Origin of the sequence: Nocardiopsis dassonvillei, from assembly GCF_964273065.1 — a bacterium.
Classification (GTDB): domain Bacteria; phylum Actinomycetota; class Actinomycetes; order Streptosporangiales; family Streptosporangiaceae; genus Nocardiopsis; species Nocardiopsis dassonvillei_B.
Genome location: NZ_OZ186815.1, coordinates 1,353,691 through 1,378,442, shown reverse-complemented (window position 1 = coordinate 1,378,442; position 24,752 = coordinate 1,353,691). Strand labels below are relative to the sequence as shown.

The window sequence follows — 24,752 nt, the reverse complement described above, 5'->3', positions numbered from 1 at the left end:
GCCGTGCCGCCGGGCGGTCACGGGCAGGTGCCGAGCTCGCAGATGTCCTCGCGTGAGGTGGACACCTTCAGGTCGTCGTACCAGATGTAGCTGTCGTGGGCCGGAGCGAACCCCTCGGTCGAGCCGCCGAAGAAGGTGGAGAGGGGCGAGCCGTCCACCAGGTCGTCGTTGGCCACCAGGCGCAGACCGGTGACCAGCGCGGCCGACCTGCCGTTGTAGAAGGCCTCGATCTCCCCGTCGGGGTTGGCCTCGCCGTCGGTCACCGTGTTCACCCGGAGCCGCTGCGCGATGTGCACCCACTCGCCCCGGGGGTGGTGGATGGCCTCGCCGTCGGCGCGCAGGGGCACGCTGTCACCGGCCTGGCCCTTCTTGTCCATGTGGTAGTAGTACAGCGCCGCCGCGCCGTCGCGCCCCCAGACCACCCGCGAGCTGTAGCCGTTGTGGCCGTCGCAGGTCTTCCTGCCCGAACACCCCGCGCCCCCGCTCAGCCCGAAGCCCACCTTCCCGCCGAACGAGGTGGTCCCCCAGCTGAAGTCCTCGCTGAAGCGGGCCCAGAAGGACAGGTGGTACTCGCGCCCGGGGTCGAGCCGGAACCGCGCCAGCGCGCCGGACTCGGCCGCGCCGATCTTTCCCGCGGGATAGAACACGCGCAGCGACTTCTCACCTCCGCGGGCGGGCACCGAGTCGTCGATGAGGGTGCGCTCGTCCAGACCCACCCCGCGGTCCGCGACCCAGCCGTCCCTCTCCCACTCCGCCAGGGTGTAGGCGCTGCCCGCGGGCAGGCGCTCGAAGGTGTTGTGCCGGTACGAGGACGGTGACGGGTCCTCAGGGGCCGGGAGGGCCGGATCCGGCGCGCCGGAGACGAGCGCGGCGGCGAGGGCGGAGGCGAACAGGACTCTGGCGGCCGCCATGGGTGCTCCGTTCCGGGGCGACGGGTCGGGTGGGGGCCGCCGCCCCGGCCGCCCGGAGGAGCCGGGGCCCGTGCCCCGTGCCCATCATCCGCCGCGGAGAGCGTCCGACCGGTGCGCGACACGGACCCCGTTCCCCTGACCCCGGCGGAGCCGTCCGGAGGGGCCGGAGGAGGGCCGCCCGCCTAGGAGGGCAGCCAGTCCAGGCGGCCGACGAGGTACACCGAGCCGACGAACGCCACCACGTCGATGACGGTGTGCGCCACCACCAGCGGCATCACCCGGCCGTAGCGGTGGTAGAACCAGCCGAACACCAGGCCCATGACCAGGTTGCCGAAGAACATCCCCACGCCCTGGTACAGGTGGTAGAAGGCGCGCAGCACCGAGCTCGCCAGCACGGCCTTCCACGGCGTCCAGCCCAGCTGCCCCAGCCGGTGCAGCAGGTAGCCGACGACGATGACCTCCTCCAGGATCCCGTTCTTGGCCGCCTGGAGGACGAGCACGGGGACGTCCCACCAGTTGCCCTCCAGGGCGCTGGGGGCGATGGTGACGGTCATGCCCAGCCGCCACGACACCACGTAGACGACCAGGCCGCCCGTCCCGATCAGGGCCGCCAGCACGGCGCCCGACCCCAGGTCGAACCCCGGGCGGCGCAGGTCGAACCCGATGGTGCGCATCGACTCGGCGGAGCGGTGCAGCAGGTACCCGGCCAGCAGCACCGGGGCCAGGCCCACCGCCACCCGGTACAGCTGCCAGGACAGGTCCAGCCACGGCCGCTGGTCGGCCTGGGGGCGCACCAGGCTGGCGGTGTGCTCGGCCAGCGCCTCGGGCGCGGTGAGCACGCCGAGGAAGGAGATGACCGCCGACACCGCGGATGCGCCCAGGGACAGCGCCAGCAGGCACAGGATCTCCCAGCGCAGCGTGGCGGCCCCGGGGAGGCCGGGGGCGGTGGTCGGGTGCGCGGCCGCCGGGGGCCGGGGGCCGCGGGGGGCCGGGTCGTCCTCGGGCGGCCGCCGGTCGGCGTGGATCTCGTCTCTCACGCAACGCAATCTACGCGCCCCGCGCGCCCCCGGCGTCCGCGGGCGGCGGGCGCCGGTCGGGGGTCTCCGCAGGCCCCGCGCCCTTCGCGGCCCCCGCCACGGGCCTTCGCCGACGGGCGGCTTCGCCCGGACCGCCGCGGCGGACGCCCGCGAGGGAGCGGGGAGCCGGTGCCCGGCTCCGCCGGAGGCCGGGCACCGGCGCGCGGCCCGCGTGCGCCCCGGCACCGGGCGCGGACCTGCGCCGTGCCCGCCCGCCGGGGCCGCCGCGGGCGCGGGACGGGCGGACGGACGCGCCGCCCCGCGGCCCGGGCGCGCGTCAGTCGTCGTCCTCCTCGCCGCCGTCCTGGCCGCCGTCCTCGTCGTCGCCCTCGTCGCCGTCCCGGCCGCCGCCGTAGCCGCCGTCCTCCTCGCCCTGCTCGGCGTCATCGCCGTCCCCGCCGCCGAGCTCGCAGGCCGTCGCCCCCATCGTCACGGCGCCCGCCAGCGTCAGGGCGGCCAGCAGTGCGCGCAGCGACGCCCACCACGGGCGCGGGTTCTCGGGAAGTGTCACGGGTCCCTCCGTATCGTCTCCGCCGGGCCGGGACCGGCCCGTGCGGCGTCCAGCCTAGGCGCGCGCCCCCTGCCGGGAGGGGGACCCGGCCGGGTCCGGTCGGCCGGGTCCGCGGCCCGGCCGAGCGCGGCGGTGCGCCCGAGGGGGCCGCGGTGCCCCGCACACGGCGGCGGCCGTTCCCCGGGGGACGGGGAACGACCGCAGGAAAAGCCGCCGGCCATGCGCGTGTGACACGGATCGCGCATGGCCGACGGCTAGGGGGTGGCGGTCGTCCCGCCCCGCCCCAGCCACGAAAGCGGGGAGGGACGACCGCCGGGGAAGAGAAGACCAGGGTCAGTGAGCCGCTGAGAACTGGTCTTCCTCGGTGGAGCCGGTGAGAGCCGTGGTGCTGGCCTCGGGGGCGATGGTCGTGCTGATGGTGTCGAAGTAGCCGGTGCCGACCTCGCGCTGGTGGCGGGTCGCGGTGTAGCCGTCGGCCTCCGCCGCGAACTCGGCCTCCTGCAGCTCGACGTACGAGGTCATCCCGTTCTGGGCGTAGCCCTTGGCCAGGTTGAACATCGAGTAGTTGAGCGAGTGGAAGCCCGCCAGGGTGATGAACTGGAACTTGTAGCCCATGTGGCCCAGCTCGCGCTGGAACTTCGCGATGGTCGCGTCGTCCAGGTGCCGCTTCCAGTTGAAGGACGGCGAGCAGTTGTAGGCCAGCATCTGGTCCGGGTACTCGGCCTTGATGCGCTCGGCGAAGTCGCGGGCGACCTCCAGGTCCGGGGTCGCGGTCTCCATCCAGAGCAGGTCGGAGTGCGGGGCGTAGGCCAGGCCGCGGGCGACGCAGGCGTCGACGCCGTTGCGGAAGCGGTAGAAGCCCTCGGCGGTGCGCTCACCGGTGACGAAGGGCTGGTCGCGCTCGTCGATGTCGCTGGTGATCAGCGTGGCGGCCTGCGCGTCGGTGCGGGCGATGACCAGCGAGGGGACACCGGCGACGTCGGCGGCCAGGCGGGCGGCGTTCAGCGTCTTGACGTGCTGGCCCGTGGGGATGAGGACCTTGCCGCCCAGGTGGCCGCACTTCTTCTCGGAGGCCAGCTGGTCCTCCCAGTGCACGCCCGCCGCGCCGGAGGCGATCATGCCGCGCATGAGCTCGTAGGCGTTGAGGACACCGCCGAAGCCGGCCTCGGCGTCGGCGACGATCGGGGCGAGCCAGTGCGGGGCGCTGTCGTCGCCCTCGGCCCAGGTGATCTGGTCGGCGCGCATCAGGGCGTTGTTGATGCGGCGGACGACGGCCGGGACGGAGTTGGCCGGGTAGAGGCTCTGGTCCGGGTAGGTGTTGCCCGACAGGTTGGCGTCGGCCGCGACCTGCCACCCGGAGAGGTAGATGGCCTTGAGGCCCGCGCGGACCTGCTGGACGGCCTGGTTGCCGGTGAGGGCGCCGAGGCTGTTGACGTAGTCCTCGGTGTGCAGGAGGTTCCACAGGCGCTCGGCACCGAGACGGGCCAGCGTGTGCTCTTCGGTGACCGAGCCGCGGAGCTTGACCACCTGGTCGGCGGAGTAGGTGCGCTCGATCCCGGCCCACCGGGGGTCGGTCTCCCACTCCCGCTGGAGTGCCGCGCTGGCTTCCTGTCGTCGAGCGCTGGTGCTCATGTCCGTTCCCGCCTTACGTGTAGTCCCCAAGGTGTTCGCACCGGTCGAGGGGAGGCCCTGCCCGGGGCCAGGGGGTGAGCCCTGGGCGGTAAGTTCCCCGCCGGTAACTATGATTCTTGGGGAAGATCCAAGGCTTTTCCACTCGAAATCGGGTGAAGATCGTCGTTTCTTTCCGTACCATGAACGCATGGCGTACTTTAGTGCTGAAGAAATACCGTCTTTGACAGGTGACCTAGATCTCGTCACCTTCGGGCAGCGGCTCCGTCATCTTCGTCGGGCGCGCGGCATGACCCTCTCTGACCTGGGGGAACGTGTGGGCAGGGCGCCCTCCCAGCTCTCCCTGCTGGAGAACGGCAAACGCGAGCCCAAGCTCTCCCTTCTCACATCCCTTGCCTCCGCCCTCGGCGTCTCCGTCGAGGAACTCCTCTCCAAGCAGCCCCCCAGCCGGCGCGCGCAGCTGGAGATCGCGGTCGAGGAGGCCCAGCGCGACCCCGTCTACCAGACCCTCAACCTCCCCCACCTCAAGGTCGGCAAGCGCGTCCCCAACGACGTGCTCGAGCACATCGTCGGCCTGTACGACGAGCTCAAGCGCCGCAGCGCCAAGCCCACCGCCACCCCCGAGGAGGCCCGCCGGGCCAACGCGGACCTGCGCCGCCAGATGCGCGAGCGCGGCAACTACTTCGAGCACATCGAGAAGGCCGCCGCCGAGACCCTCGACGCCGTCAACTACAGCGCCGGCGCCCTCTCCCAGGGCCAGATCCTCGCCATCGCCACCCACCACGGGTTCAGCCTCCGCTACGTCCAGGACCTGCCCCGCTCGGTGCGCTCCCTCACCGACCACGTCAACCGGCGCATCTACCTCAAGCGCGAGACCACCCTGGGCATGCACAGCCCGCGCACCATCCTGCTCCAGACCCTGGGCCATGTGGTGCTGGGCCACCAGCGGCCCGCGGACTTCGGCGACTTCCTGCGCCAGCGGGTGGAGGCCAACTACTTCGCGGCGGCCGTCCTCATCCCCGAGAGCACCGCGGTCACCTACCTCCAGGAGGCCAAGCACGCCCGCGACCTGTCCGTCGAGGACCTGCGGGACGTCTACTCGGTGTCCTACGAGATGGCCGCCCACCGGTTCACCAACCTGGCCTATCGCCACCTCGACCTGGTCTGCCACTTCATCCGCAACGACGAGACCGGCATCATCTACAAGGCCTACGAGAACGACGGGCTCGTCTTCCCCACCGACGAGACCGGCGCCATCGAGGGCCAGCGCATGTGCCGCCAGTGGTCGGGCCGCCAGGTGTTCGCCTCCCCGGACCGGTACTCGATCTACTACCAGTACACCGACAAGCCCAACGGCACCCACTGGTGCGTGGCCCACGTCGACCCCAGCCGGGAGCGCAACTTCGCCATCACCCTGGGCGTTCCCTACAAGGAGTCGCGCTGGTTCCGGGGGCGGGAGACCACCAACCGGACCAAGTCCAACTGCCCCAACGGCGAGTGCTGCGTGCGCCCGCCCGCGGAGATGGCCGCCCGCTGGGAGGGCAACGTGTGGCCGTCGGCGCGCGCCCACTCGCACGTGCTGTCGGCACTGCCCTCGGGGACCTTCCCCGGGGTGGACGAGCACGACGTCTACACGTTCCTGGAGAAGTACGCCCACGAGGACTGACCCCGGACCGGAGCCGAGGGGCCGCGGCGCACGCCGCGGCCCCCTTCCGTGTTCCGCCGGTCCCGCGGCCCCGGCGGGAGCCGGGAGGGTCAGTCCCCGGTGCAGAAGGAGTGGTGCTCGTGGGACACGGCCCACCGGCCGTCCTCCTTGCGCAGCCCCAGGGTCAGGCGCAGCCGCCGTCCGGGCTCGGCCGCCAGGCCCTCGGGGGTGCCGCAGCGCAGCAGGGCGTGGGCGAAGGCGACCCGGTCGCCCGCGGTCACCGCCAGCTCCACCGGTTCGAAGACCCCGTCGGCGGACTGCCAGGCCAGGAAGTCGGGCCAGACGTCCCGGTAGGCGGCCGCGCCGCGCACGCCCCCGTGGGGCGGCGGGACGTCGAACATGACGATGTCGTCGGTGTGGTCGGCGAGCACACCCGCCAGATCCCCGGCGGCGACCGCGGACATCCAGCGTTCGACGAGTTCCGTGATGAGGCGTTCGTCCTCGGTCATGGGTGCTCCGTGAGTTGTCGAGCGGCCCGGGAGGGCCGGGTGCGGCGGATGTGGGCTTGTCGTCCGTGGCTCCGAAGGAGTGGCCGCCCCCCACCGGTCCCCTCGGCGGCTTGACGGCTTCAGTGGGACTCCTCCGGGCGGCGTTCTCCCGGTACGACCCGTCCGGGGCGCGGAACTCATCGGTTCCCGGAGAACCCGCCGTGTCCCGGGGAGGGGTCAGCGGTCGTCGGGGATGAGGGCCAGTGGGCGGGCCGAGTGGTGGACCCACCGCCCCCGGGAGCGGTACAGGCGCGCGCTCTCCCAGCCCTCGCCGGGGCGGCGGCCCAGCCGCAGCGAGGTCCAGGACCACCGCCAGCGCAGGAACTCGCCGGTGTGCGCGTTGATGCGCTCCCCGTGGTGCAGGCTGGGCCGGAAGGTGACCCAGGTGATCTCCACCCACAGGTCGCCCGGGTCGGGGTCGGGCAGGGTGACCGACAGGTGCAGCGGCTCGGAGTCGGGGGAGACCCGGCTCCTGCGGACCCGCGGGCGCAGCCCCGCGGCCGAGGCGCCGCGCAGGGTGCAGACCACGCTGTAGACGGTGTCGCGGCCCTCGTGCAGGACGTGGACGTCCGCCCGGCCCGGACGGGCGGGCCCGGTCGCGGTGGCCGGGGCGGGCGGGGTGAGGTGGCGGCGCACCCGCCAGGCGTGCCGCGGGGCCTTGAGCCACTCCAGGCGCCACAGGACGATGCCGGCCGCGGCGGCGACCAGCGAGAACAGCAGGGTCAGAACCTCCACCCGGTCAAGGTAGCCCGCGTGCGCCGCCGCTGTGCCCCGGACACACGGGCGCCGGGCGCGGAACGGGCACGGGGCCCGGCCCCGTCCGCGCGGCCGGTCCGGGACCGGGCCCGGCGCACCCCGCCGGGGGCGCCGCCACCGCGCGGATCCCCGGACCGTCGGCGGCGTCGGTGAGGATGGGGCCGGAGAACGGGAGGAACACGGTGGACGGTACCGACGAGGGCATCGACGTGACGGAGACCGGGCCGGAGGAGGGGCGGCCGGTGCTGCTGCTGCACCCGTGGTGGGGGGTCACCCCGGCGGTGCTGGAGTGGGCCGGGGCGCTGGCCGCCGCGGGCCGCCGGGTGGTGGTCCCGGACCTGTACGGCGGGCGGGTCGTCGACACCGTCGGGGAGGCCGAGGCCCTGGCCGGGGGGCTGGACCACGCGGCCGTGCTCGGACGGCTGGGCGCGGTCGCGGACGGACTGGCCGCACGGGGCCGCCCCTGGGCGGCGGTGGGCTTCTCGCTGGGCGCGTTCTTCGCCGCCCGGCTGGCCGGGCGCGGCGCGGCCGGACCGGACGACCTCGTGCTCTTCTACGGCGGGTGGTCGCCCGGGGGAGAGGTGGAGCGCACCGGGCGGGTGGAGCTGCACCTGGTACCGGACGACCCGTACTTCACCGGGGAGGAGGTGGCGGAGACCGTCGGGGGCTTCCGGCGGGCGGGTGTGGAACCGCGCCGCCACGTCTACGGGGGAGCGGGCCACTGGTTCGCCGAGCGGGGGTCCCCCGGTTTCGACGAGGAGGCCCACGCGCTCGCCCGGTCCAGGGTGGTCGGGCACCTGGGCGGGTAGCGGCGGAGCACACGGCGGCCCCGCCCTGACCGGTGCGGCGGGTGGCGGGGTCCGGTGGAATGGTGGCCGCCGGGGCGTCCGGTGTTCCCGCGGTCGTGCTGCCGGTGCGGTGGCGGCCCCGTCCGTCCCGGCGGCGGGTGCCGTGTGCGGGGCCGGGCCGTCCGTCGACGGGCGCCGCGGTGGTGCGGCCGGGGGCGCCGGTGGCGGGCGGTGTGCTCCGCCCCTTCTTCTCCTCCGCTTCCTCTTTCCTTCGATCTCCCTTCCCACGGCCTTCCCCGGTTCGCCGGGGGCGGCGATTGTTTCCGGCCGCCCTTGGTGTTACCGTGGGTAACACGAGCAGAATCCCCCTCCTCCCCCGGAGGGTCCGACAAAGGATGTAAGCGCATGAGTGAGGCCACCGCGCCCGCCTTCAGCCTGGAACCGAGCGAGGACATCCGCGAGGTCCGGGACTGGGCCCACGGGTTCGCCGCCGACGTCATCCGCCCCGCCGCCGCAGAGTGGGACGAGCGGGAGGAGACCCCCTGGCCGATCATCCAGGAGGCCGCCAAGATCGGCCTGTACTCCCTCGACTTCTTCGCCAACCAGTGGCTGGAGCCCAGCGGCCTCGGTATCCCGGTCGCCTTCGAGGAGCTCTACTGGGGCGACCCGGGTATCGCGCTGGCCATCACCGGCACCGGCCTGGCCGCCGTCTCCGTCGCCGCCAACGGCACCCAGGAGCAGATCTTCGAGTGGACGCCGCAGATGTTCGGCACCGCCGACGACATCAAGCTCGCCGCGTTCTGCTCCTCCGAGCCCGACGCGGGCAGTGACGTCTCCGCCATCAGGACCCGCGCCGTGTACGACGCAGCCAAGGACGAGTGGGTCCTCAACGGCACCAAGACCTGGGCCACCAACGGCGGCATCGCCGACGTCCACGTGGTCGTCGCCTCCGTCGAGCCCGAGCTGGGCTCGCGCGGCCAGGCCACCTTCATCGTCCCGCCGAACACCCCCGGCCTGAGCCAGGGCCAGAAGTTCGCCAAGCACGGCATCCGCGCCTCGCACACCGCCGAGGTCGTCCTCGACGACGTGCGCATCCCCGGCTCCTGCCTGCTGGGCGGCAAGGAGAAGCTCGACGAGCGCCTCGCCCGCGCCCGCGAGGGGCAGCGCTCCAAGGGCCAGGCCGCGATGAAGACCTTCGAGGCCTCCCGCCCCACCGTCGGCGCCATGGCCGTGGGCTGCGCCCGCGCCGCCTACGAGTACGCCCTGGAGTACGCCACCCAGCGCGAGCAGTTCGGCAAGCCCATCGGCGACAACCAGGGCGTGGCGTTCCTCCTCGCCGAGATGGCCACCCGAATCGACGCCGCCCGCCTGCTGGTGTGGCGGGCCGCGTGGATGGCCCGCAACGGCAAGGACTTCGACAGCGCGCAGGGCTCCATGAGCAAGCTCTACGCCAGCGAGACCGCGACCTTCGTGACCCAGAACGCGGTGCGCATCCTCGGCGGGAACGGCTACACGAGGGAGTACCCCGTGGAGCGCTGGCACCGCGACGCCACGATCTTCACGATCTTCGAGGGCGCCAGCGAGATCCAGAAGCTCATCATCGGCCGCACCATCACGGGCCTGCCGATCCGCTGACGCCCCCGCCGGCCACGCACCCCGGGCGGGCCCCTGGGCCGGGGTGCGTGACCGGTCGGCCACCCGCACCCGCCGGCCCGTCCCGGCGCCCGGGGACGGGCACCGCCCCCCCGCAGGGGAGTGGGGTGTTCCCGGTGCCGGTGACGGGGGGCGCCTCCGGACCGGCCCGGCGGGGCGCTCCGACGGGGACCGCGGTCCCCGGCCCCGCCGGGTCGTACGGCCGCGGGGCGGCCGCGGCGGTTCTCCCCGCCGCCGGGACCGCCCCGCAGCCGGGCGGGCCGGCCCCGTTCCGAGGGCGTCGCCGGGCGCGGTCCTCTCCGCTTCGTGCCCGGGGCGCGGATGTGCCAGGATTCCGGGTATGCCCGGCACCGCACCCCCCGCCGACCCGCGCCCGCCGTCCGCTCTCGCCGTTCTGAGCGCGCTTCTGGACCGCACACTCGTTCAGATCGAGGACGCCACCGCCGACGCCCGGTTCTACGACCGGGAGACCGTTCGCACCGCAGCCGACGTCTGGGACGACAACACCCACGCCCTCTTCGTGTCCGCGCTGGGCCGCACCCGCCGTGCCCGGGACCGGCGCGCCCGCCGGGCACTAGGGTGGATGGCCGACCTCGGGCCCGGGCGCCGGGCCTGGATGGCGGCGAGCGCCGCAGAGGCGGGGTACGACCTCGGGCCGCTGCTGCCGCCGGCCCGCGAGTCCGGCGGCGGCCCCGGGGCCGTCCCGCTGACCGGCGGCGTCGCCGAGGGGCTGGCCGCCGCCCACCGGCTGGACACGGCCACGGTCGGCACCCTGTCGGTGGAGCGCCGGGGCACCCGGCTCACGGCCCGGGTGGCCCTCACGGTGGAACGCGCCCGCCGGGACCCGGGTGAGCCGGGCCGGGAGCCGGCCGGAGCGGAGGGGGACGGATCGGAGCAGGACGGCGGGGACGGCGGCCCGGTCGAACTGGTCGTGCACCTGCCCGAGGTGGACGAGGTGCGCTTCGACACCCGCGCCGCCCCCGGCGCCCGCCTCTCCTGCGACCGCTCCGAGGTCGCGGTGTCCTTCGGCGACGGGGTGCTGCGCGGCCCCGGCGCCACCCTGGAGGTCCGCGACGCCTCCACGGGCGTCCACCTGCCGGCGGCCTCCCGGAGCTGGTCGCCCCCGCCCGAGCCTGTCCGAGGACGGGGCCGGGACCGCGACACGGCCCCCGCCGCCGGCGAGATCCACGGGCCCGCCGCCCGTGCCGTCTGCACCCTGCTCGTGTGGACCATGGCCAGGATCCGCTCGTCCGGCCGCAGGCCCGAGTCCACAGGGGTCCCCGTGTCCGCCCTGTGCCGGGCCCTGGCCGGGGCCGGCTCGGAGATCGCCGCCGCGGGGTCGCACCTCACCCGGGGACGGCGCGAGCGGGCCTTCCGCGAACTGGCCCTGTCCTGGGTCCGCCGCGGCGGACCCGAGACGGCCGAGCACTTCGACCGGGGGCTGGACCGGGTGTCGCGCGCCCTGGGCTTCGACGCGCTGGAGGAGGTCCGGCGGCTCGCCCGCGAACTGCGCGGACAGGGCGGGGCCCCGGTGCCGCCGGCCTCCCCGGAGCGGGAGATCGCCGACGTGCCCTCCGCGGCCGCCCTGCGCCTCGTCTCCTACACCGCCGGAGGGTCGTGGGAGGGCGGCACACCGCTCTCCCACGCCACCGTCCACCTGGCGGTCCCCGCCGACGCCGCCGATCCGGGGGCGCCCTGGCGGCTGCGGATCCTCAACGCCCGCACGCCCGACCGGGTGCGGGTGTCCACGCCGGCGTTCCGCGGAACCCTGCGGCCCCGCACCATCGACGACCACGACGGCCGCGCCACCCTGGTCGCGGCGGACGGGGCCCTGGAGGTCCGGGCCCGCTGGTCCTGACCAGGATCCCGGGAAGCCGTCTCAGGAGCGGGGCGCGAGCAGCCGGTGCGCCGCCTCCCCGGCCGCCTCCACCGCCCGGGCCGGGACCGCTCCGCCTTCCGCCAGGTGACGGCGGACCAGGGCCAGGGGCAGGTCCACCACCGCCGTCCGCACCCGTTCCAGGGCCGCCTCGGGCGCCTCCCCGGGGGCGCGCAGCCCGGCGGCGACCGCCACGACCGCAGCCCTCAGCCGGGCGTTCCCCCGGTCCCGCCTCTCCCGCTCGGCGGGCGGCCACCGCTCCGCCTCGAAGTCGGCGTCCGAGTACAGCAGGACCCGCGCCCGCTCGGGGGCGCCCCGGCTCCAGGCCGGCACGTGCCGGGCCGCGCCGACGGCCGCCGCCAGCGGGTCCGGCGCGGACAGCGCCTCGTGGCACCCCTCCTGGAAGTCGGCCAGCGCGCCCAGCCGGACGGCCGCCAGCAGCGCGGGCCGCCCGGAGAACCGGTGGTAGACCGACCCGCTGGGCGCCCCCGCCTCCCGGGCCACGGCCGCCATGGTCACCGCAGCGGGCCCGCCGCGGGCCGCCAGTGCGGTGGCGGCCGCCACGAGGGCGTCGGAATCGAAGCGCGCGGGTCTTCCCATGGGGGCGACCTTATGATGAACTCTGTTTTAGAGAGAAGCCTCTAAAACGATGGGAGCGTACCCCGATGCGCGTCCGGAACCTGCACCTGCGCCACCTCGCGGCTCCCCCCGACCGGGCCGGCGCCCTGCTCGACGGGCTCGCCTCGCCCGCCGACGCCCTCTGGCCGGCCGACCGCTGGCCCGCCCTGCGCCTGGACCGGCCCCTGGGGGTCGGCGCGGCGGGCGGACACGGCCCCGTCCGCTACACCGTCGTCGCCCACACGCCGGGGCGCCACGTGCGCTTCCGCTTCTCGGCGCCGCGCGGGTTCGACGGGTTCCACGAGTTCACCGTGGAGCCCGGCGAGGGAGGCGGCACCGTGCTGCGCCACCTGCTGGCCATCCGGGCCCACGGCCCGGCCCTGCTCACCTGGCCCCTGGTGTTCCGGCCCCTGCACGACGCGCTCCTGGAGGACGCCCTGGACCGCGCCGAGCGGATCCTCACCGGCACCGTCCGCGACCCCGCCCGGTGGAGCCCCTACGTCCGGCTGCTGCGCGCGGCGGCCGTGCGCGTCGGCGAACGGCATCCTGGTCCCCTGGGAACGGAGACGTCCCGTACCTAGGATGGGCGGCGGCGCTCCCCCCGACCCCCCACAGGAGATCCGTGTCCCAGCCGCCCCTGCTGTTCCTGGACGTCGACGGCCCCCTCAACCCGTTCCGTGCCTCCGGCCGACACCGGCCCGACGGTTACACCACCCACCGCCTGCGCCCCGAGGGCTGGGCGGAGGCTCCCAAGCCCCTGCGCGTGTGGCTGCGGCCCGACCACGGCGAACGCCTGCTCTCCCTTCCCTACACCCTGGTCTGGGCCACCACCTGGGAGCACGACGCCAACACGATGATCGGCCCCGTCCTGGGCCTGCCCGAACTGCCCGTGGTGGAACTGCCGCACTGGTCCAGCGCCACCGGCGGGCTCTGCTTCAAGACCGCGGCCCTGGTCGAGTACGCCGCAGGCAGGCCCTTCGCCTGGGTCGACGACATGATCACCGGCCACGACGCCGACTGGGTGCGCCGCCACCACCCGGGCCCGGCCCTGCTGCACCGGGTGGACCCACGGATCGGACTGCTCGACGCCGACTTCCGGAGCCTGGAGGGGTGGCCGCCCGCCCGCACGGCCGCCGCCCTCCCCGAAGAGGGCTGACGCCCGGGACCGCCGTTCCCGGGTTCGGGCCCTTCACGATGCGGGTCCCGGTCATCATGCTCCCGGGGATGGCACCGTACTCGCGGGCCGCTTCCGCCGAGCCCGCGCACCGGCTCCGGTCCCGTGCCGCCGAAGCGGCACCCGTCCCCGGCCGCGAGCTCGTGCGGGCGCCCGGCGGGCCGCGCGGTGCGGTTCCCGCGCACCGGGGCACCGGGGCGGTGTCCCGGTCGGTCCCGCGGGCGTCCGTCCCGGCGGCGGGGCGGGGAGGCACCGCCCGTGGTCCGGCCGCCCGGCGACCGTTTCCCCGGAAAGGACGACCGAGGCGTCCTGGCACCGTGAAACGTCCCACCCCTACCCTGGGGCCATGCACGCCACCACGGGCAACGACGCCCCCACCATCACCATCCCCACCACGCACAACGGCCCCGACGGCTCCGGCAACGGCGGCTACAGCGCCGGGCTGCTGGCCGCCCGCCTCACCGCCGTCGGCGGCCCGGCCGTGCAGGTCACCCTGCGCGTCCCGCCGCCCCTGGGCCGCCCGCTCACCGTCGAAGAGGACGCCGGGGCCGCCGTGCGGCTCACCGACCCCCGGGCCACCGACGCCAAGGCCCGGCTCGTCGCCGAGGCCGAGACCGTCACCGCCCCCGACACCCCCGCCGTCCCCGGCGCGCCCGTCGACCCGGCCACCGCCCGGGACGCCGAGAGCCGCTTCGCCGGCCTGGCCCTGCACCCCTTCCCCCGCTGCTACAGCTGCGGGCCCGAGCGCGCCGAGGGCGAGGGCCTGCGCCTGTTCGCCGGACAGGTCCGCGCGGGGGAGGGCCCCGACGGGGCCGGCAACACCGTCGCCTGCACCTGGACCCCGCACCCCGCCCTGGACGACGGCTGCGGGACCGTCGGCCTGCCCGACCTGTGGGCCGCCCTGGACTGCCCCGGCGGCTGGTCCAGCGATGTCGCCGGGCGCCCCGCCGTCCTGGGCCGCATCACCGTCCAGGCCCTGCGCGCGCCCCGCATCGGTGGAACGCACGTCGTGGCCGGGTACCTGGACTCCGTGGACGGCCGCAAGATCCGCACCGGCAGCGCCCTGTACGACGCCGACGGGCAGGTCCTCGCCCAGGCGTGGGCCACCTGGATCGCCCTGCGCGGCTGAGGCCGGGACTCCGCGGGGGTGCGGGGCCGCGAAAGCGGCCCCGCCTCCGCCCCGTCCCGGTGCGGACCGCGGAGGCGCCCGGACGCCGGGCCGCCCGCCCCGGACGGCGCGGGCGCGCCTCCCCCCGGCACCGGGCCGCTGCGGCGGCCCCTCCCGCCTCCGCCCGGCGGAGGCCGCCTCCGGCGCGGGCACCGCCGCGCCCCGCAACCTCTAAGGTGAAACGTTGTGGCAGACGAAGACCCGCGGCGGACCCCCATGAACGACAGCGACGACGCACCCGGCACGGGGCCCGCGTCGGACACCCTCCCCGCACCCCGCGCCCGCGGCGGGCGCGGGAGCGGACGCGGCCGCGACCCCGAGCGCCGCCGCACCATCCTCGACGCCGCCGACCGGGTCATCCAGCGCGACGGCCCCGACGCCTCCATGCTCGCCATCGCCGCCGAGGCCGGGATCAGCAAACCCATCCTCTACCGGCACTTCGGCGACAAGAGCGGCCTGTACCGCGCGCTCGCCGCCCGCCACGTCGACCCCCTCATCGAGCGCATCCGCGACGAGCTGCACCGGCACACCGCGTTCGAGGTCCGCGCCAGGGCCACCGTCGGCGCCTACCTGTCGATGATCTCCCAGAACCTCAACCTCTACCGCTTCCTCATGGACCGGGCCACCTCCGAGGACCAGCGCACCCGCAGCGACCTGGGCATGATGGTGCGCCGCATGGGCGAGGAGCTGGCCGAGCTCCTGGTCGGCGAGGGCCGCATCGGCGGGCGGCTGCGCGCCCAGATCGCCGCGCACGCCGTCGTCGGGATGGTCCAGGCGGCGGGGGAGTGGTGGCTGGAGCACCCCGAGGTCGGCGAGGAGGAGGTCATCGACAACCTCACCGCCGCGGTGGTCGGCGCCGTCCAGGGCAGCAGCGACCTGCGCTGACGCCCCCGCACGGGCGTCGACGGCGGACCCGGCCCGGGCGGCCCCGCTCCACGGATGTGCCCCCGTTCGGCCGTCCCCCTTGACCTGGAGTGCACTCCAGGTCCCATGCTTTTCCCATGAAGGACTACTACACCCCCGGTGAGATCGCCGAGCGCTTCGATCTCACCCTCGACACCCTGCGCTACTACGAGAAGGCCGGGCTGCTGCGCCGGGTCGACCGCGCCCCCAGCGGCCACCGCCGCTACCGCACCGACGACGTCGAGCTCCTCCACCTCATCCGCTGCCTGCGCGACACCGACATGCCCATCACGCGCCTGCGCGAGTTCGCCGAGCTCGTCCGCGCCGGCGACCACACCATCCCCGAGCGCCTGGACGTGCTCCAGGAGCACAAGAACCGCCTCGACGCGCGCATCGCCGAACTCGTCGACCGGCAGGACGCCATCGAGCACAAGATCGACTACTACCTCGGCGTCCTCTCCGAGCGCGCCGCGGAGACCGCCCACACCCTCAAGGACGGAAACTGATGCGTTACACCGAGATCGGCGGCCGCAAGGTCAGCGCCCTGTGCCTGGGCGCCATGAAGTTCGGCAGCCAGACCGGCGACGCCGAGTCCGCCGCCCTGCTGGACCGGTTCCTGGAGGCCGGCGGCACCTTCATCGACACCGCCGACTGCTACCAGTACTGGGTGGACGGCTTCGAGGGCCACGAGAGCGAGACCTTCCTGGGCCGTTGGCGGCGCGAGCGCGGCATCACCGACGAGGCCGTCATCGCCACCAAGGTCGGCGCCCAGCCCACCGTCCCGGGCGGCGGGCCGGAGGCGTGGGAGGGGCTGTCCGAGCAGGCCGTCACCACCGCCGTCGAACGCAGCCGCCGACGCCTGGGCGTGGACCGCATCGACCTGCTGTACACGCACAAGGAGGACCCGAACACCCCGCTGGAGGAGACGATGGCGGCCTTCGCCCGCCTCGTCGACGAGGGCGCGGTCGACCAGCTGGGCATGAGCAACCACCGCACCTGGCGGCTGGAGCGGGCCCGGGCCGCCCTCCAGGCCCACGGCCACCGGGTCACCGTCCTGCAGTACCGCTACAGCTACCTCCAGCCCCGGCACGAGGTGCAGCTGGAGTCCAACGCGTTCACCCACGTCACGCCCGACCTCCTCGACTACGTGGCATCGGAGAACGCCGCCGGCCGCGACCTGGCCGTGGTCGCGTACACCTCGCTGCTCGGCGGCGCCTACACCCGCCCCGAACGCACCGACCGGCTCGGTCCCGCCTACGACCACCCGGGCACCCGCAACCGGATGGCGGCACTCGACGCGGTCGCCCGGGACACGGGCGCCACCCGCAACCAGGTGGTGCTGTCCTGGCTCATCGGCGGCGGGATCGTCCCCGTGGTCGGGGTCAGCGAACCCGGTCAGCTCGACGAGGCGGTGGAGGCGACCGACCTGGAGCTCACCCCGGAGCAGCGGGAGGTCCTCGACGGGGCCCACTGAGCCGACCGGTTCCGCCCGTTCCGCCCCCTCCACCGGACGCGGCCGGTCCGGCGGCCGGGGCGGCCCGCCCCGGCGCGGCGGGGCACGGCCGGAATCGGACATCCGCCGCCCCCGTACACCGCCGCCGATCCGCGCCGCACACGGATCCGGCCAGGTCGGGGCCGCCGCCCGGGGGCGGCCGGAGACTCCCGGGACACGAGTGACCGGTGAGCAAACGCGGACACGCGTCGTGCACATGTTCGCGAACACGGTTTTTACCGGCCTTTGACCGGATACCTTCCCTAGAGGCGGCGGTCGGATCCCACCGTCCAGGCGAACCGCGGGGAGGGGCACTTGCCCGACAGCACGTACCACCAGATCCACTTCGCCTGGGCCGAACCCACCCTGCTGGGGCGCGTCGGCCCCGGCCCCGCGGCCTCCTCCCTCACCGAGGTCGACCGCCTCGCCCTGCGCGCCTGGCGCAACCGGCTCCAGCCCGCGCTCACCGTCGACTACCGGGTCTGCCTGCCCGATCCGGCCGACCACCCCGAGACCCTGTGGGCGCGCGCCTACGACGACGGGCAGGCGGCGCTGGTCTACCGCTGGCCGGGCGATGTCGGGACCGCGCACGCCTGGGCCATCGTCGGCCCGGCCGACGGGCTCACCCTGCCGCGGGTCCTGAGCCTGCACGAGAACCCCAACACCCGGCCGCACCGCACCCGCCCGCCCAGGCCGGGGTGGGGCACGATGCCGGTCCTGGACACCCCGGAGCCCTGGGAGCGGTCGGCGGCGCCGGGCGCGGTGCGCGCCCGCGACCGCCGCGCGGCCGACCTCACCGCCGCGGGCGGGGAGGAACTCCTGGTGCTGGGGGTCGCCGCGGCGCTGGAGCGGCCGGACCTGCCGGTGCGGGTGTTCCTGGAGCCGGGGCTGGCCGACCTGTGGAACGCGGTGCAGCTGCGGTTCCTGTGGGGGATGCACCGGAGCCTGTACGAGGTGCTCACCCCGCGCGGGACCAGCCCGGCACCGGGCTGGGACTGGTCGCTGTCCACGTACGACCCGGTGCTGGAGGAGAGCGGCCAGCACATCGTCTTCGGGCCGCCGACGGACGCGGCGGGGCCGTTGCTGCGGATGCCGGGGACGGAGTTCCGGAGGACGGCCGAGCGCCTGGTGGGCGTGCTGCGCGATGAGGGCGGGGACCCGCTCGGCGACCACCTGGCGGAGCGGGGCGTCCCGGACGCGCCGACGTTCGAGGAGCGCCGCGGGCTCCTGGTGGACTGGCTGGACCCCCGTCCGGCACAGCCGAGCCCCCGGACAGGGGACGCCGAGCCGCAGGCCGACCGGCCGTCGACCGCCGAGAGCGGACCGGAGGGGTCCCGGCTCCCGCGGGAGTCCGGCCGGGACCGGCCCCTGCGGCCGGGCGCGGACGGCCCCCGCACCCGGGCGGGGTCCCCGGAGGGCGCCGCCCGCACCCGCCCCTTCGTCACCGACGCCGTACCCTTCCGCCCCTCGGCCCCAGAGAGCCCCGGCGGCTCCAGGGCTGTCGGGGACGACCTGCCCGAGGCCGAGTCGCTTCCCGCGGATTCCACCGGCTCCATCCGTCACACCGCCGCCACCCGAACCGCGGCTTTTGATGACCTGGGAGCTGTCGGGGACGACCTGCCTGCGGCGGAGCCGCTTTCCTCGGGTGAGGGTGACACCGCCCGCCATTCCGCGGTCGCCCGTTCCACGGTCTCCGATGACCTGGGGGAGGTCGAGGACGACCTGCCTGCGGCGGAGCCTCTTTTCATGGACTCCCGGGGTCTCGCCCGTACTTCCGATCCCACCAACCCCGGGGACCCCGAAGAGTCGGGGGACACCGGGGACGACCTGCCCGGGGCCGAGCCCCTCTCCACCGCCTCTGCCGATCCCGCCCGTCCCACCGGCGCCACGGCCCCCACCTCCACCGAAGAGACCGGGGAAGACCGCCCGACGGCCGAGCCCCTCCCCAACGCCTCCACCGACCCCGTGTACGGCACCGACACCTCCTATCCCACGGCCGTGGGGGACCCGGAGGACGACGGGGACGACCTGCCCCAGGCGGAACCCCTTCCCCCGGGTGAGACCGACACCGCCCGCGACCCCGACCCCACCGGTCACTCACGACCCGCGGTCACCGGAGACCCGATCGGCTCCCCCCGTTCCCCGGCATCCGCGGATCCGACCGGGACCTCCTCCACCGGTCGCCCCACCCATGCCACGGAGGACCCGTCCGAGGCCGAAGCCCTTCCGGTGGGCTCGGCCGACCCCGATCGGCCCGCCGACACCACGAGCCCCACGGCCCTCGAAGAGCACGAGGAGAAGCCGCGCCGGGCCGAGCCCCTCACCGCGGGCTTCACCGACACCACCCGCCACACCGCGGCCCCACGTCCCGCGGGTCCCGCGAGCACCGGCGGGAACCCGGGTGCCGGCTCCTCCTCTGAACACCCTGCCGACCCCACCACCGATGGCCCGGATCGGCCCGCGGTGCCCATACCTGGCAGCAGCCCCACCGGCCCCGCCCGCGCCTCGGGCACCGGCCGTCCCCGCGGGCTCACAGAACCTGTGCGCCGCACCGATCCCGCCGATCCCGCCGGTCCTGCCGGTCCTGCCGAGCGCACCGGGCCTTCGGGCGCCCCGGGTCCCGGCCGCGCCACCGTCCCCACGGGCACCGACAGCCCGGACCGGCCCGCGGCTCCCACACGTGACAGCGGCCCCGTCGCCCCCACCCGTCCCTGGGACACCGGGCAGGCGGACCCTCCCACCACCGCGGCCCACGAGCGAGGCGGCCCCGGCGGCCCCTCCTTCCCCACGGACCCCGGCGACGACCTGCCCGAGGCCGAGGACCTCCCGTCGGGCCCCACCGCCCCGGACCGCCGCACGGCCGCCCCGGCTCCCGTGGACGTCGAGGACCCCGGAGACGACCTGCCCGAGGTCGAACCCCTCCCCGGCGACACCGGTGCCTCCTCCTTCTCCTCTCCCTTCCCCGGCGCGACCCGCGCCAGGGACCTCTCCGACGACGCTCCCGCCCGGGCGTGGGCCTCCCGGGAGGCCCACGCCGAAGCCGCCTCCGCACTGCCCGAGGCCGACCCCCCGGGCGCCGAGGAGACAGGCCCGCAGGCTCCCCCCGAGCCCGCGGCCCCCAGCGGCCGGACCGCCGTGGAGACACCGGACCCCGGTCCCGCACCAGACCCGGACCCCGGGCCCGGGTCCGACGAACCCCTGTGGCCCGGCGCTCCCGCCTTCGCCCCCGGAGGCAAGGACCTGGACGAGGCGCTGTGGCCCTCCGCCCCGCCCGCCTCCGGCAGCACCGCTTCCGACACCCCCTCTTCCCCCTCCACCGGCCTGGACGAAAGCGGCGCGGCCGAACTCCGCCGTCCCCGCATCGCTCCGGCCCGCGCAGAGCCGACCGCCGGCCCCGACCCCGAGTCCCCCACCTCGACCACCTCCTGGCCCGGCGAAGAGCGCCTTCCGCGACCGCCGCGCATCTTCGACGCCCCCGAACCGCACGAGCCGCGCCGTCCCCGCATCGCCCCCGCCGACGACCCGCGCCCCCAGCAGGAGACCGAGCCTCCCGTCCCCGCCTCCACCACCGTCCCGCCCCGGCGTTCCCCCTCACCCATCCGCACCGGCCTCTTCCGCAAGCGGAACAGCCGCCGCGACACCCCCGCCACCGGCACCCCCCGCGCCCCGGAGCCGGAGGCACAGCGCTCCGACGGCCGGGTCCGCGCGCTCGCCGAGGGCGCCTTCGGCGGCCGTCCGACGCGTTCGACACCGGAACCGCCCGGCCCCGACGAGTACCCGGCCGCGGCGGAGCGCACCCCGGAGGAGGCCCCGCCCCTCTTCCCGTCCTCCGAGCCCGACAACGGCGTTCCCGGCGCCGACTCCGCCGCCGACACGGCCTCCGCTCCCGGCGAGGCACCCGTCAGCGACCCGGAACCCCCCTCCGCCCCCGACTACGCCACCGAGACCGCCCCCGGCTCCGCCGACCCCATCGCGCCCGAGGACAACTGGCCCACCCAGTACGCCGACCTCCCCCTGGACCGCCTGGAGCGCTGGCTCACCAAGTACGGCCCCGAGGAGGCCCGTATCGACCTGGTCGACGCCCGTGCCGCCGTGCGGGCCGAACGCTCCGAGCTCCGGCGCGTCCGTGAGGAGCGCGACCACTACCACGCCGAACTCCAGGACTCCCGCCGCGAGGTCGCCCGCCTGGACCGCTCCTGGATCGACCGCGAGGACGACGACGAACCCCCCGCCCCGGCCGCCGGACGGCGGCGGTGGCCGGGGCGCGTGCTGGTGCTGCTGCTCCTGTTCGCCTTCCTCGCCACCGGCCTGGAGGCCGGGGCCCGCTTCGGCGTCGGCGCCCTCGACCTCCTCGCCGGTGCCTCCTGGTGGCCGTTCTGACCCGTCCGCCCGAACCCGCCCCCGGCGCCACCCGGCACCTCCCGGCACCTCCACCCCGGCGGGCGGTCCCGGCGCGCTCCCGTCCGGCTCCGGAGGGGTCGTGGCCCCGCCCCGCTCAGGTGTGCCCCGGTGCCCTTCGCCCCGCGGCCGGGACAGGCCTTCGCCCCCAGGCCGGGACGCCCCCACGGGGGCGTCCCGCCGGGTGGAGACGGCTTGTCCGGTGACGGCGGCTCCCCGTCCCGGCGGCGCGTTCGCGCCGGTCGGTCGGCGGGCCGGGAGGACGCGGCGGCCGACCGGCTCCGGCCGATCACCGGGATGAGCCGCGGGACCGGGACCGAGACCGAGACCGCGAGAACGTCACACCTCTCCGGGTTCCCCGGCCGCCGGCGCCCGCGTGCCCGCATCACGGCGGTGTTCCGGCCCCGCCGACGGAACGAGCACGAAGGGCGCCCCGTGGGTCCGCCCACGGGGCGGTTCCGAAGAGTGTTCCCGGTGAGCCCGCCTGCCGGGCGGCTCCGAAGCACCCCGGTGGGCCCGCCTGCCGGGCGGCTCCGAAGCACCCCGGTGGGCCCGCCTGCCGGGCGGCTCCGAAGCACCCCGGTGGGCCCGCCTGCCGGGCGGCTCCGAAGCACCCCGGTGGGCCCGTCCGCTGAGTGAGCCCGAAGGGCGTCCCGGTCGGCCTGAAGGGGCACCCCGGCCGGCCCACCCGCCCCGGACGCCCCCGGCCACCTCCGCCCACCCGCCTCGGCTCCCACCCCGGCCTCCTGTGACCTTCCCCGGCCTTTCCCCTCCCTCCCCGAGACCGGCGCGTGGGGGCGGCGCCCGCTCCTAACCTGGAGGGATGACAGGAACACCGCCGGTCCCCGCCGCCCTCCCGCGACCGCTGCTGGAGGCGGTCCACGCCCTCCCCCTTCCCGAGCACCGGCGCACCGCCCTCGCGGCCGCCGCGGACGCCCACATCCTCCTCGACGCGGCCGTGGACCTCGGCGAAACCGACCCGGACGGCGCCCGCGCCCTCCTCGACGCCCTGCGCGCCCACGCCCCGCAGGAGGCGCACCGCCAGTACGCCACCCACGCCCTCGCCGTCCTCCTGCGCCGCGGGGGCGACACGGACACCGCCGACCGGCTCGTCGCCGGCCTCCTGGACTCCGGCCGCCTCGACCGGGTCCTCGCCCTCCTCCTCGCCGAGGAGTTCGCCGCCGACGGCGCCCTGGAACGCGCCCTGAACTGCTACAACATCGCCTGTCGCAGCATCCTGTCCGGCCTGGCCGAGACCGTCGCCGACCTCAACCGCATCGGCCTCATGCCCCTCCTGGGCCGGGCCGCGGTCCGCGAACGCCTCGGCCTCGCCCCCGACGGCCACGACCTGGCCGCACGCGAGGCCGACCGCCACCTGCCCGACGCCGCCGCCGAACTCCGCCGCCTGGCGGGCGACGCCCCGGACCGGGCCCCGTCCCTGTTCGACGGCCCCCTCCCCGAGGCCTTCACCGGCGCCCCGCAGACGGCCGACGCCCCCCGCCCGGTCCCCGAGACCGTGCGCGAGAACCACGCCTTCTACCCCCGCCCCGCCCTGGACCGGGCCCGCGAGCGAGGCCTGCTGCCCGCCGACGCCGACGACCCGGCCGCCCACCACCACGGCATCGAGCGCACCCTGCGCGCCCAGGCCCGCGGATTCCCGGGCGTCCACCTGGGCACGATCGCGGTCACCCCGGACGAGATCGCGGACTTCGCCGCCGAACACGGACTCGACCCGGCCGACCCGGGCACCCTCCGGGCCTGGGTCTCGGCGGTCCCTGCGCCGGACTCCCCGGACGTCGCCCCCTGGCCGCCCGAGCGCAACCAGGCCTGCTGGTGCGGTTCCGGCCGCAAGTACAAGAAGTGCTGCGGTTCCGCCTCCCTGCGCTGACCCCGCACCCGCCGCGCCGCCCTCCCGCACGTCCCCGGACCGGACGCACCCGGTCCGGGGACGAAGCGTTCCGTACGCCGCCCCGCACACCGGACCGAAGGCCGGAACCCGGAGGCCGTACCGCGCATCGAACCGTCGTCCATGACATCGTGACGACCCGAAGTGAGGCGGCGCCCCGTGTTCGGAATCCTGCGTCCCTGCCGGCACACCCTGCCCGAAGGCCTGGCCGACGAGTGGATGGCCCACATGTGCGGACTGTGCCTGGCCCTGCGGGACGACCACGGCCAGGCCTCCAGGATCGCCACCAACTACGACGGCCTCGTCATCTCCGTCCTGACCGCCGCCCAGGCGCCGGAGCAGGCCGGAACCCGCGAGGCCGGCCGCTGCCCCCTGCGCGGCATGCGCGGGGCGCGGGCCGCCGACGGCGCCGGAGCCCGCCTGGCCGCGGCGGTGTCCCTGTTGCTGGCCTCCGCCAAGATCGCCGACCACATCGAGGACGGCGACGGCATCTACGCCCGCCCCGGGGTGCGCGCCTTCGCGGGCCGGGTGGCCGAACGCTGGCGGCGCGGCGCCACCGCCTCCGGCGACGGCCTCGGGATCGACGGCTCCACCCTGCTCGCGGTCATCGACCGCCAGCGCGAACTCGAACTCTCGGCCGGACCCGGCACCGACGTCCTCACCGTCACCGCCCCCGCGGAGGAGGCCACCGGCGAGGCGTTCGCGCACACCGCCGTCCTGGCGGGGTGCCCGACCAACGCCGAGCCGCTGCGCGAGGCGGGCCGCCTGTTCGGCCGCGTCGCCCACCTCCTCGACGCCGTCGAGGACCTGGAGGAGGACCGGGCCCGGGGCGCCTGGAACCCGCTCACCGCCACCGGTACCGGCCTGGACCGGGCCCGCGAACTGTGCGACGGCGCGGTGCTGGGAGTCCGCCTGGCCCTGGCGGAGGCCGTGTTCACCGACGACCGCCTGGTGCGCGCCCTGCTGGTGCGCGAACTCGGCCGCGCCGTCGACCGCACCTTCTCCAAGGCGGGCCACCACCAGCCCGGCCACGGCCACCCGCACCCGCACGGTCATCTCCACGGGCACCCGCACCCCGACCAGTACCCGCCCGCAGGCCCGCACCACCCCCACGGACAGGGGCACCCGGACCGGAAACGGAAGCGGCGCCGCGACGACGGCGGCGCCTCCGGGGGCGGAGGGTACGACTCCCACGGCGGCGGGGGCGGCGGCCGCGGCTCCGAAGGCGGCTGCTGCGGCTCCTGCTCCTGCAACACCCCGGAACTGCACCACCCGCCCAAGCGCCGGGGACCCCTCACCGGCTGCGCGGTGGCGCTCTTCATGTGCTGCACGTGCCAGCTCTGCTGCCGCGACCCCCACCCGGGGCCCTGGTCGGGAAAACGGCGCAGTGCCTGGTGCGACGGCTGCGACTGCCCGGACTGCAACTGCAACTGCGACCACTGCTGCTGTTGCTGCGACGGCTGATCGCCCTCCGCCGCGCAGCGGGCCGACCCGCTCGGCGGCGGGCCTCCCCGGCGTGAGCACGGTTCCCGACCGGCTCGGCCCCGTTCGACCCCGGAACCCCCGAGACGACGCCCCGACACCTGCCGCAGGCCCGCCGTCGGCGCGTCCCCGAGCCATCACACCACCCGGCGGGAACCGGCCATGAGACCGGCCACCGGGCCGCGTGCCCCGGACCGGCAACGACCCGGGGCGCGCGG

20 protein-coding genes are annotated in these 24,752 nt (G+C 75.9%); 13 read left to right on the top strand and 7 right to left on the bottom strand.

The window, feature by feature from the left end; translation table 11 throughout:
• Positions 1-17: 17 nt before the first annotated feature.
• From ACSUPR_RS06170 to aceA, 4 genes are all read right to left on the bottom strand, one after another.
• Positions 18-911 carry a polysaccharide lyase gene (locus ACSUPR_RS06170; RefSeq protein WP_436890026.1) on the bottom strand — a complete coding sequence of 298 codons (894 nt, stop codon included), beginning with the start codon at positions 909-911 and terminating at the stop codon, positions 18-20.
• Positions 912-1,093: 182 nt separating this feature from the next.
• Complete coding sequence (locus tag ACSUPR_RS06165; RefSeq protein WP_436890024.1) at positions 1,094-1,948, bottom strand: CPBP family intramembrane glutamic endopeptidase; 855 nt, start codon at positions 1,946-1,948, stop codon at positions 1,094-1,096.
• A gap of 316 nt (positions 1,949-2,264) precedes the next feature.
• Positions 2,265-2,498: a hypothetical protein gene (locus ACSUPR_RS06160; RefSeq protein ID WP_436890022.1), complete on the bottom strand. Its 234-nt coding sequence runs from the start codon at positions 2,496-2,498 to the stop codon at positions 2,265-2,267.
• A gap of 333 nt (positions 2,499-2,831) precedes the next feature.
• A complete protein-coding gene (aceA, locus tag ACSUPR_RS06155) occupies positions 2,832-4,130 on the bottom strand; it encodes an isocitrate lyase (RefSeq protein ID WP_436890020.1) in 1,299 nt (432 codons plus the stop codon).
• A 220-nt stretch (positions 4,131-4,350) separates the two neighbouring features.
• On the opposite strand from aceA, the gene ACSUPR_RS06150 reads away from it, so the two are divergent.
• The gene (locus tag ACSUPR_RS06150) at positions 4,351-5,793 is read left to right on the top strand and encodes a helix-turn-helix domain-containing protein (protein WP_436890018.1); all 1,443 of its coding nucleotides are present in this window, start codon (positions 4,351-4,353) and stop codon (positions 5,791-5,793) included.
• 89 nt (positions 5,794-5,882) lie between these two features.
• Here the strand turns inward: ACSUPR_RS06150 and ACSUPR_RS06145 are convergent, their stop codons facing one another.
• Together ACSUPR_RS06145 and ACSUPR_RS06140 are read right to left on the bottom strand one after the other, a co-directional pair.
• Positions 5,883-6,281, bottom strand: a complete 399-nt coding sequence (locus ACSUPR_RS06145; protein ID WP_436890016.1) for a YybH family protein — start codon at positions 6,279-6,281, stop codon at positions 5,883-5,885.
• A 216-nt stretch (positions 6,282-6,497) separates the two neighbouring features.
• Positions 6,498-7,055, bottom strand: coding sequence for a hypothetical protein (locus ACSUPR_RS06140; protein ID WP_436890014.1), 558 nt, complete (start codon positions 7,053-7,055; stop codon positions 6,498-6,500).
• Positions 7,056-7,258: 203 nt separating this feature from the next.
• On the opposite strand from ACSUPR_RS06140, the gene ACSUPR_RS06135 reads away from it, so the two are divergent.
• The 3 genes from ACSUPR_RS06135 (at position 7,259) to ACSUPR_RS06125 (ending at position 11,375) form a co-directional block, all read left to right on the top strand.
• Complete coding sequence (locus ACSUPR_RS06135) at positions 7,259-7,885, top strand: dienelactone hydrolase family protein (RefSeq protein ID WP_436890013.1); 627 nt, start codon at positions 7,259-7,261, stop codon at positions 7,883-7,885.
• A 384-nt stretch (positions 7,886-8,269) separates the two neighbouring features.
• Positions 8,270-9,499 (top strand): acyl-CoA dehydrogenase family protein, encoded by a 1,230-nt coding sequence (locus tag ACSUPR_RS06130; RefSeq protein ID WP_436890011.1) that lies wholly within the window; start codon positions 8,270-8,272, stop codon positions 9,497-9,499.
• A 358-nt stretch (positions 9,500-9,857) separates the two neighbouring features.
• Positions 9,858-11,375, top strand: coding sequence for a hypothetical protein (locus ACSUPR_RS06125; protein WP_436890009.1), 1,518 nt, complete (start codon positions 9,858-9,860; stop codon positions 11,373-11,375).
• A 21-nt stretch (positions 11,376-11,396) separates the two neighbouring features.
• On the opposite strand, the gene ACSUPR_RS06120 is transcribed toward ACSUPR_RS06125, so the two are convergent.
• Positions 11,397-11,993, bottom strand: coding sequence for a TetR/AcrR family transcriptional regulator (locus tag ACSUPR_RS06120; RefSeq protein ID WP_436890007.1), 597 nt, complete (start codon positions 11,991-11,993; stop codon positions 11,397-11,399).
• 65 nt (positions 11,994-12,058) lie between these two features.
• Here ACSUPR_RS06120 and ACSUPR_RS06115 point away from each other — a divergent pair, with 65 nt between their 5' ends.
• The 9 genes from ACSUPR_RS06115 to ACSUPR_RS06075 all read left to right on the top strand — a co-directional run bounded on the left by ACSUPR_RS06115 (position 12,059) and on the right by ACSUPR_RS06075 (position 24,516).
• Positions 12,059-12,592 (top strand): SRPBCC family protein, encoded by a 534-nt coding sequence (locus ACSUPR_RS06115; RefSeq protein ID WP_436890005.1) that lies wholly within the window; start codon positions 12,059-12,061, stop codon positions 12,590-12,592.
• 41 nt (positions 12,593-12,633) lie between these two features.
• Positions 12,634-13,167, top strand: a complete 534-nt coding sequence (locus ACSUPR_RS06110; protein ID WP_436890003.1) for an HAD domain-containing protein — start codon at positions 12,634-12,636, stop codon at positions 13,165-13,167.
• 364 nt (positions 13,168-13,531) lie between these two features.
• Positions 13,532-14,314, top strand: a complete 783-nt coding sequence (locus tag ACSUPR_RS06105) for a hypothetical protein (protein WP_436890001.1) — start codon at positions 13,532-13,534, stop codon at positions 14,312-14,314.
• 225 nt (positions 14,315-14,539) lie between these two features.
• Positions 14,540-15,238 carry a TetR/AcrR family transcriptional regulator gene (locus ACSUPR_RS06100; RefSeq protein WP_436889999.1) on the top strand — a complete coding sequence of 233 codons (699 nt, stop codon included), beginning with the start codon at positions 14,540-14,542 and terminating at the stop codon, positions 15,236-15,238.
• A 116-nt stretch (positions 15,239-15,354) separates the two neighbouring features.
• Positions 15,355-15,762 (top strand): MerR family transcriptional regulator, encoded by a 408-nt coding sequence (locus ACSUPR_RS06095; RefSeq protein WP_436889997.1) that lies wholly within the window; start codon positions 15,355-15,357, stop codon positions 15,760-15,762.
• On the top strand, positions 15,762-16,730 hold the full coding sequence (locus ACSUPR_RS06090; RefSeq protein WP_436889995.1) for an aldo/keto reductase: 969 nt from the start codon (positions 15,762-15,764) through the stop codon (positions 16,728-16,730). Before ACSUPR_RS06095 ends, ACSUPR_RS06090 begins: the two co-directional genes overlap by 1 nt.
• Before the next feature lie 333 nt (positions 16,731-17,063).
• Positions 17,064-21,128, top strand: coding sequence for a hypothetical protein (locus ACSUPR_RS06085; protein WP_436889994.1), 4,065 nt, complete (start codon positions 17,064-17,066; stop codon positions 21,126-21,128).
• An 841-nt stretch (positions 21,129-21,969) separates the two neighbouring features.
• Positions 21,970-23,034, top strand: a complete 1,065-nt coding sequence (locus tag ACSUPR_RS06080; protein ID WP_436889992.1) for an SEC-C domain-containing protein — start codon at positions 21,970-21,972, stop codon at positions 23,032-23,034.
• 177 nt (positions 23,035-23,211) lie between these two features.
• Entirely contained in the window at positions 23,212-24,516 is a 1,305-nt protein-coding gene (locus tag ACSUPR_RS06075) for a DUF5685 family protein (RefSeq protein WP_436889990.1), read from the top strand.
• Positions 24,517-24,752 lie beyond the last annotated feature (236 nt).

Excerpts from the sequence above, each read along its gene's own strand:
- ACSUPR_RS06170 (WP_436890026.1), bottom strand. The coding sequence starts at position 911 with ATGGCGGCCGCCAGAGTCCTGTTCGCCTCCGCCCTCGCCGCCGCGCTC.
- aceA (WP_436890020.1), bottom strand. The coding sequence starts at position 4,130 with ATGAGCACCAGCGCTCGACGACAGGAAGCCAGCGCGGCACTCCAGCGG.
- ACSUPR_RS06145 (WP_436890016.1), bottom strand. The coding sequence starts at position 6,281 with ATGACCGAGGACGAACGCCTCATCACGGAACTCGTCGAACGCTGGATG.
- ACSUPR_RS06130 (WP_436890011.1), top strand. The coding sequence starts at position 8,270 with ATGAGTGAGGCCACCGCGCCCGCCTTCAGCCTGGAACCGAGCGAGGAC.
- ACSUPR_RS06125 (WP_436890009.1), top strand. The coding sequence starts at position 9,858 with ATGCCCGGCACCGCACCCCCCGCCGACCCGCGCCCGCCGTCCGCTCTC.
- ACSUPR_RS06120 (WP_436890007.1), bottom strand. The coding sequence starts at position 11,993 with ATGGGAAGACCCGCGCGCTTCGATTCCGACGCCCTCGTGGCGGCCGCC.
- ACSUPR_RS06115 (WP_436890005.1), top strand. The coding sequence starts at position 12,059 with ATGCGCGTCCGGAACCTGCACCTGCGCCACCTCGCGGCTCCCCCCGAC.
- ACSUPR_RS06105 (WP_436890001.1), top strand. The coding sequence starts at position 13,532 with ATGCACGCCACCACGGGCAACGACGCCCCCACCATCACCATCCCCACC.
- ACSUPR_RS06095 (WP_436889997.1), top strand. The coding sequence starts at position 15,355 with ATGAAGGACTACTACACCCCCGGTGAGATCGCCGAGCGCTTCGATCTC.
- ACSUPR_RS06090 (WP_436889995.1), top strand. The coding sequence starts at position 15,762 with ATGCGTTACACCGAGATCGGCGGCCGCAAGGTCAGCGCCCTGTGCCTG.
- ACSUPR_RS06080 (WP_436889992.1), top strand. The coding sequence starts at position 21,970 with ATGACAGGAACACCGCCGGTCCCCGCCGCCCTCCCGCGACCGCTGCTG.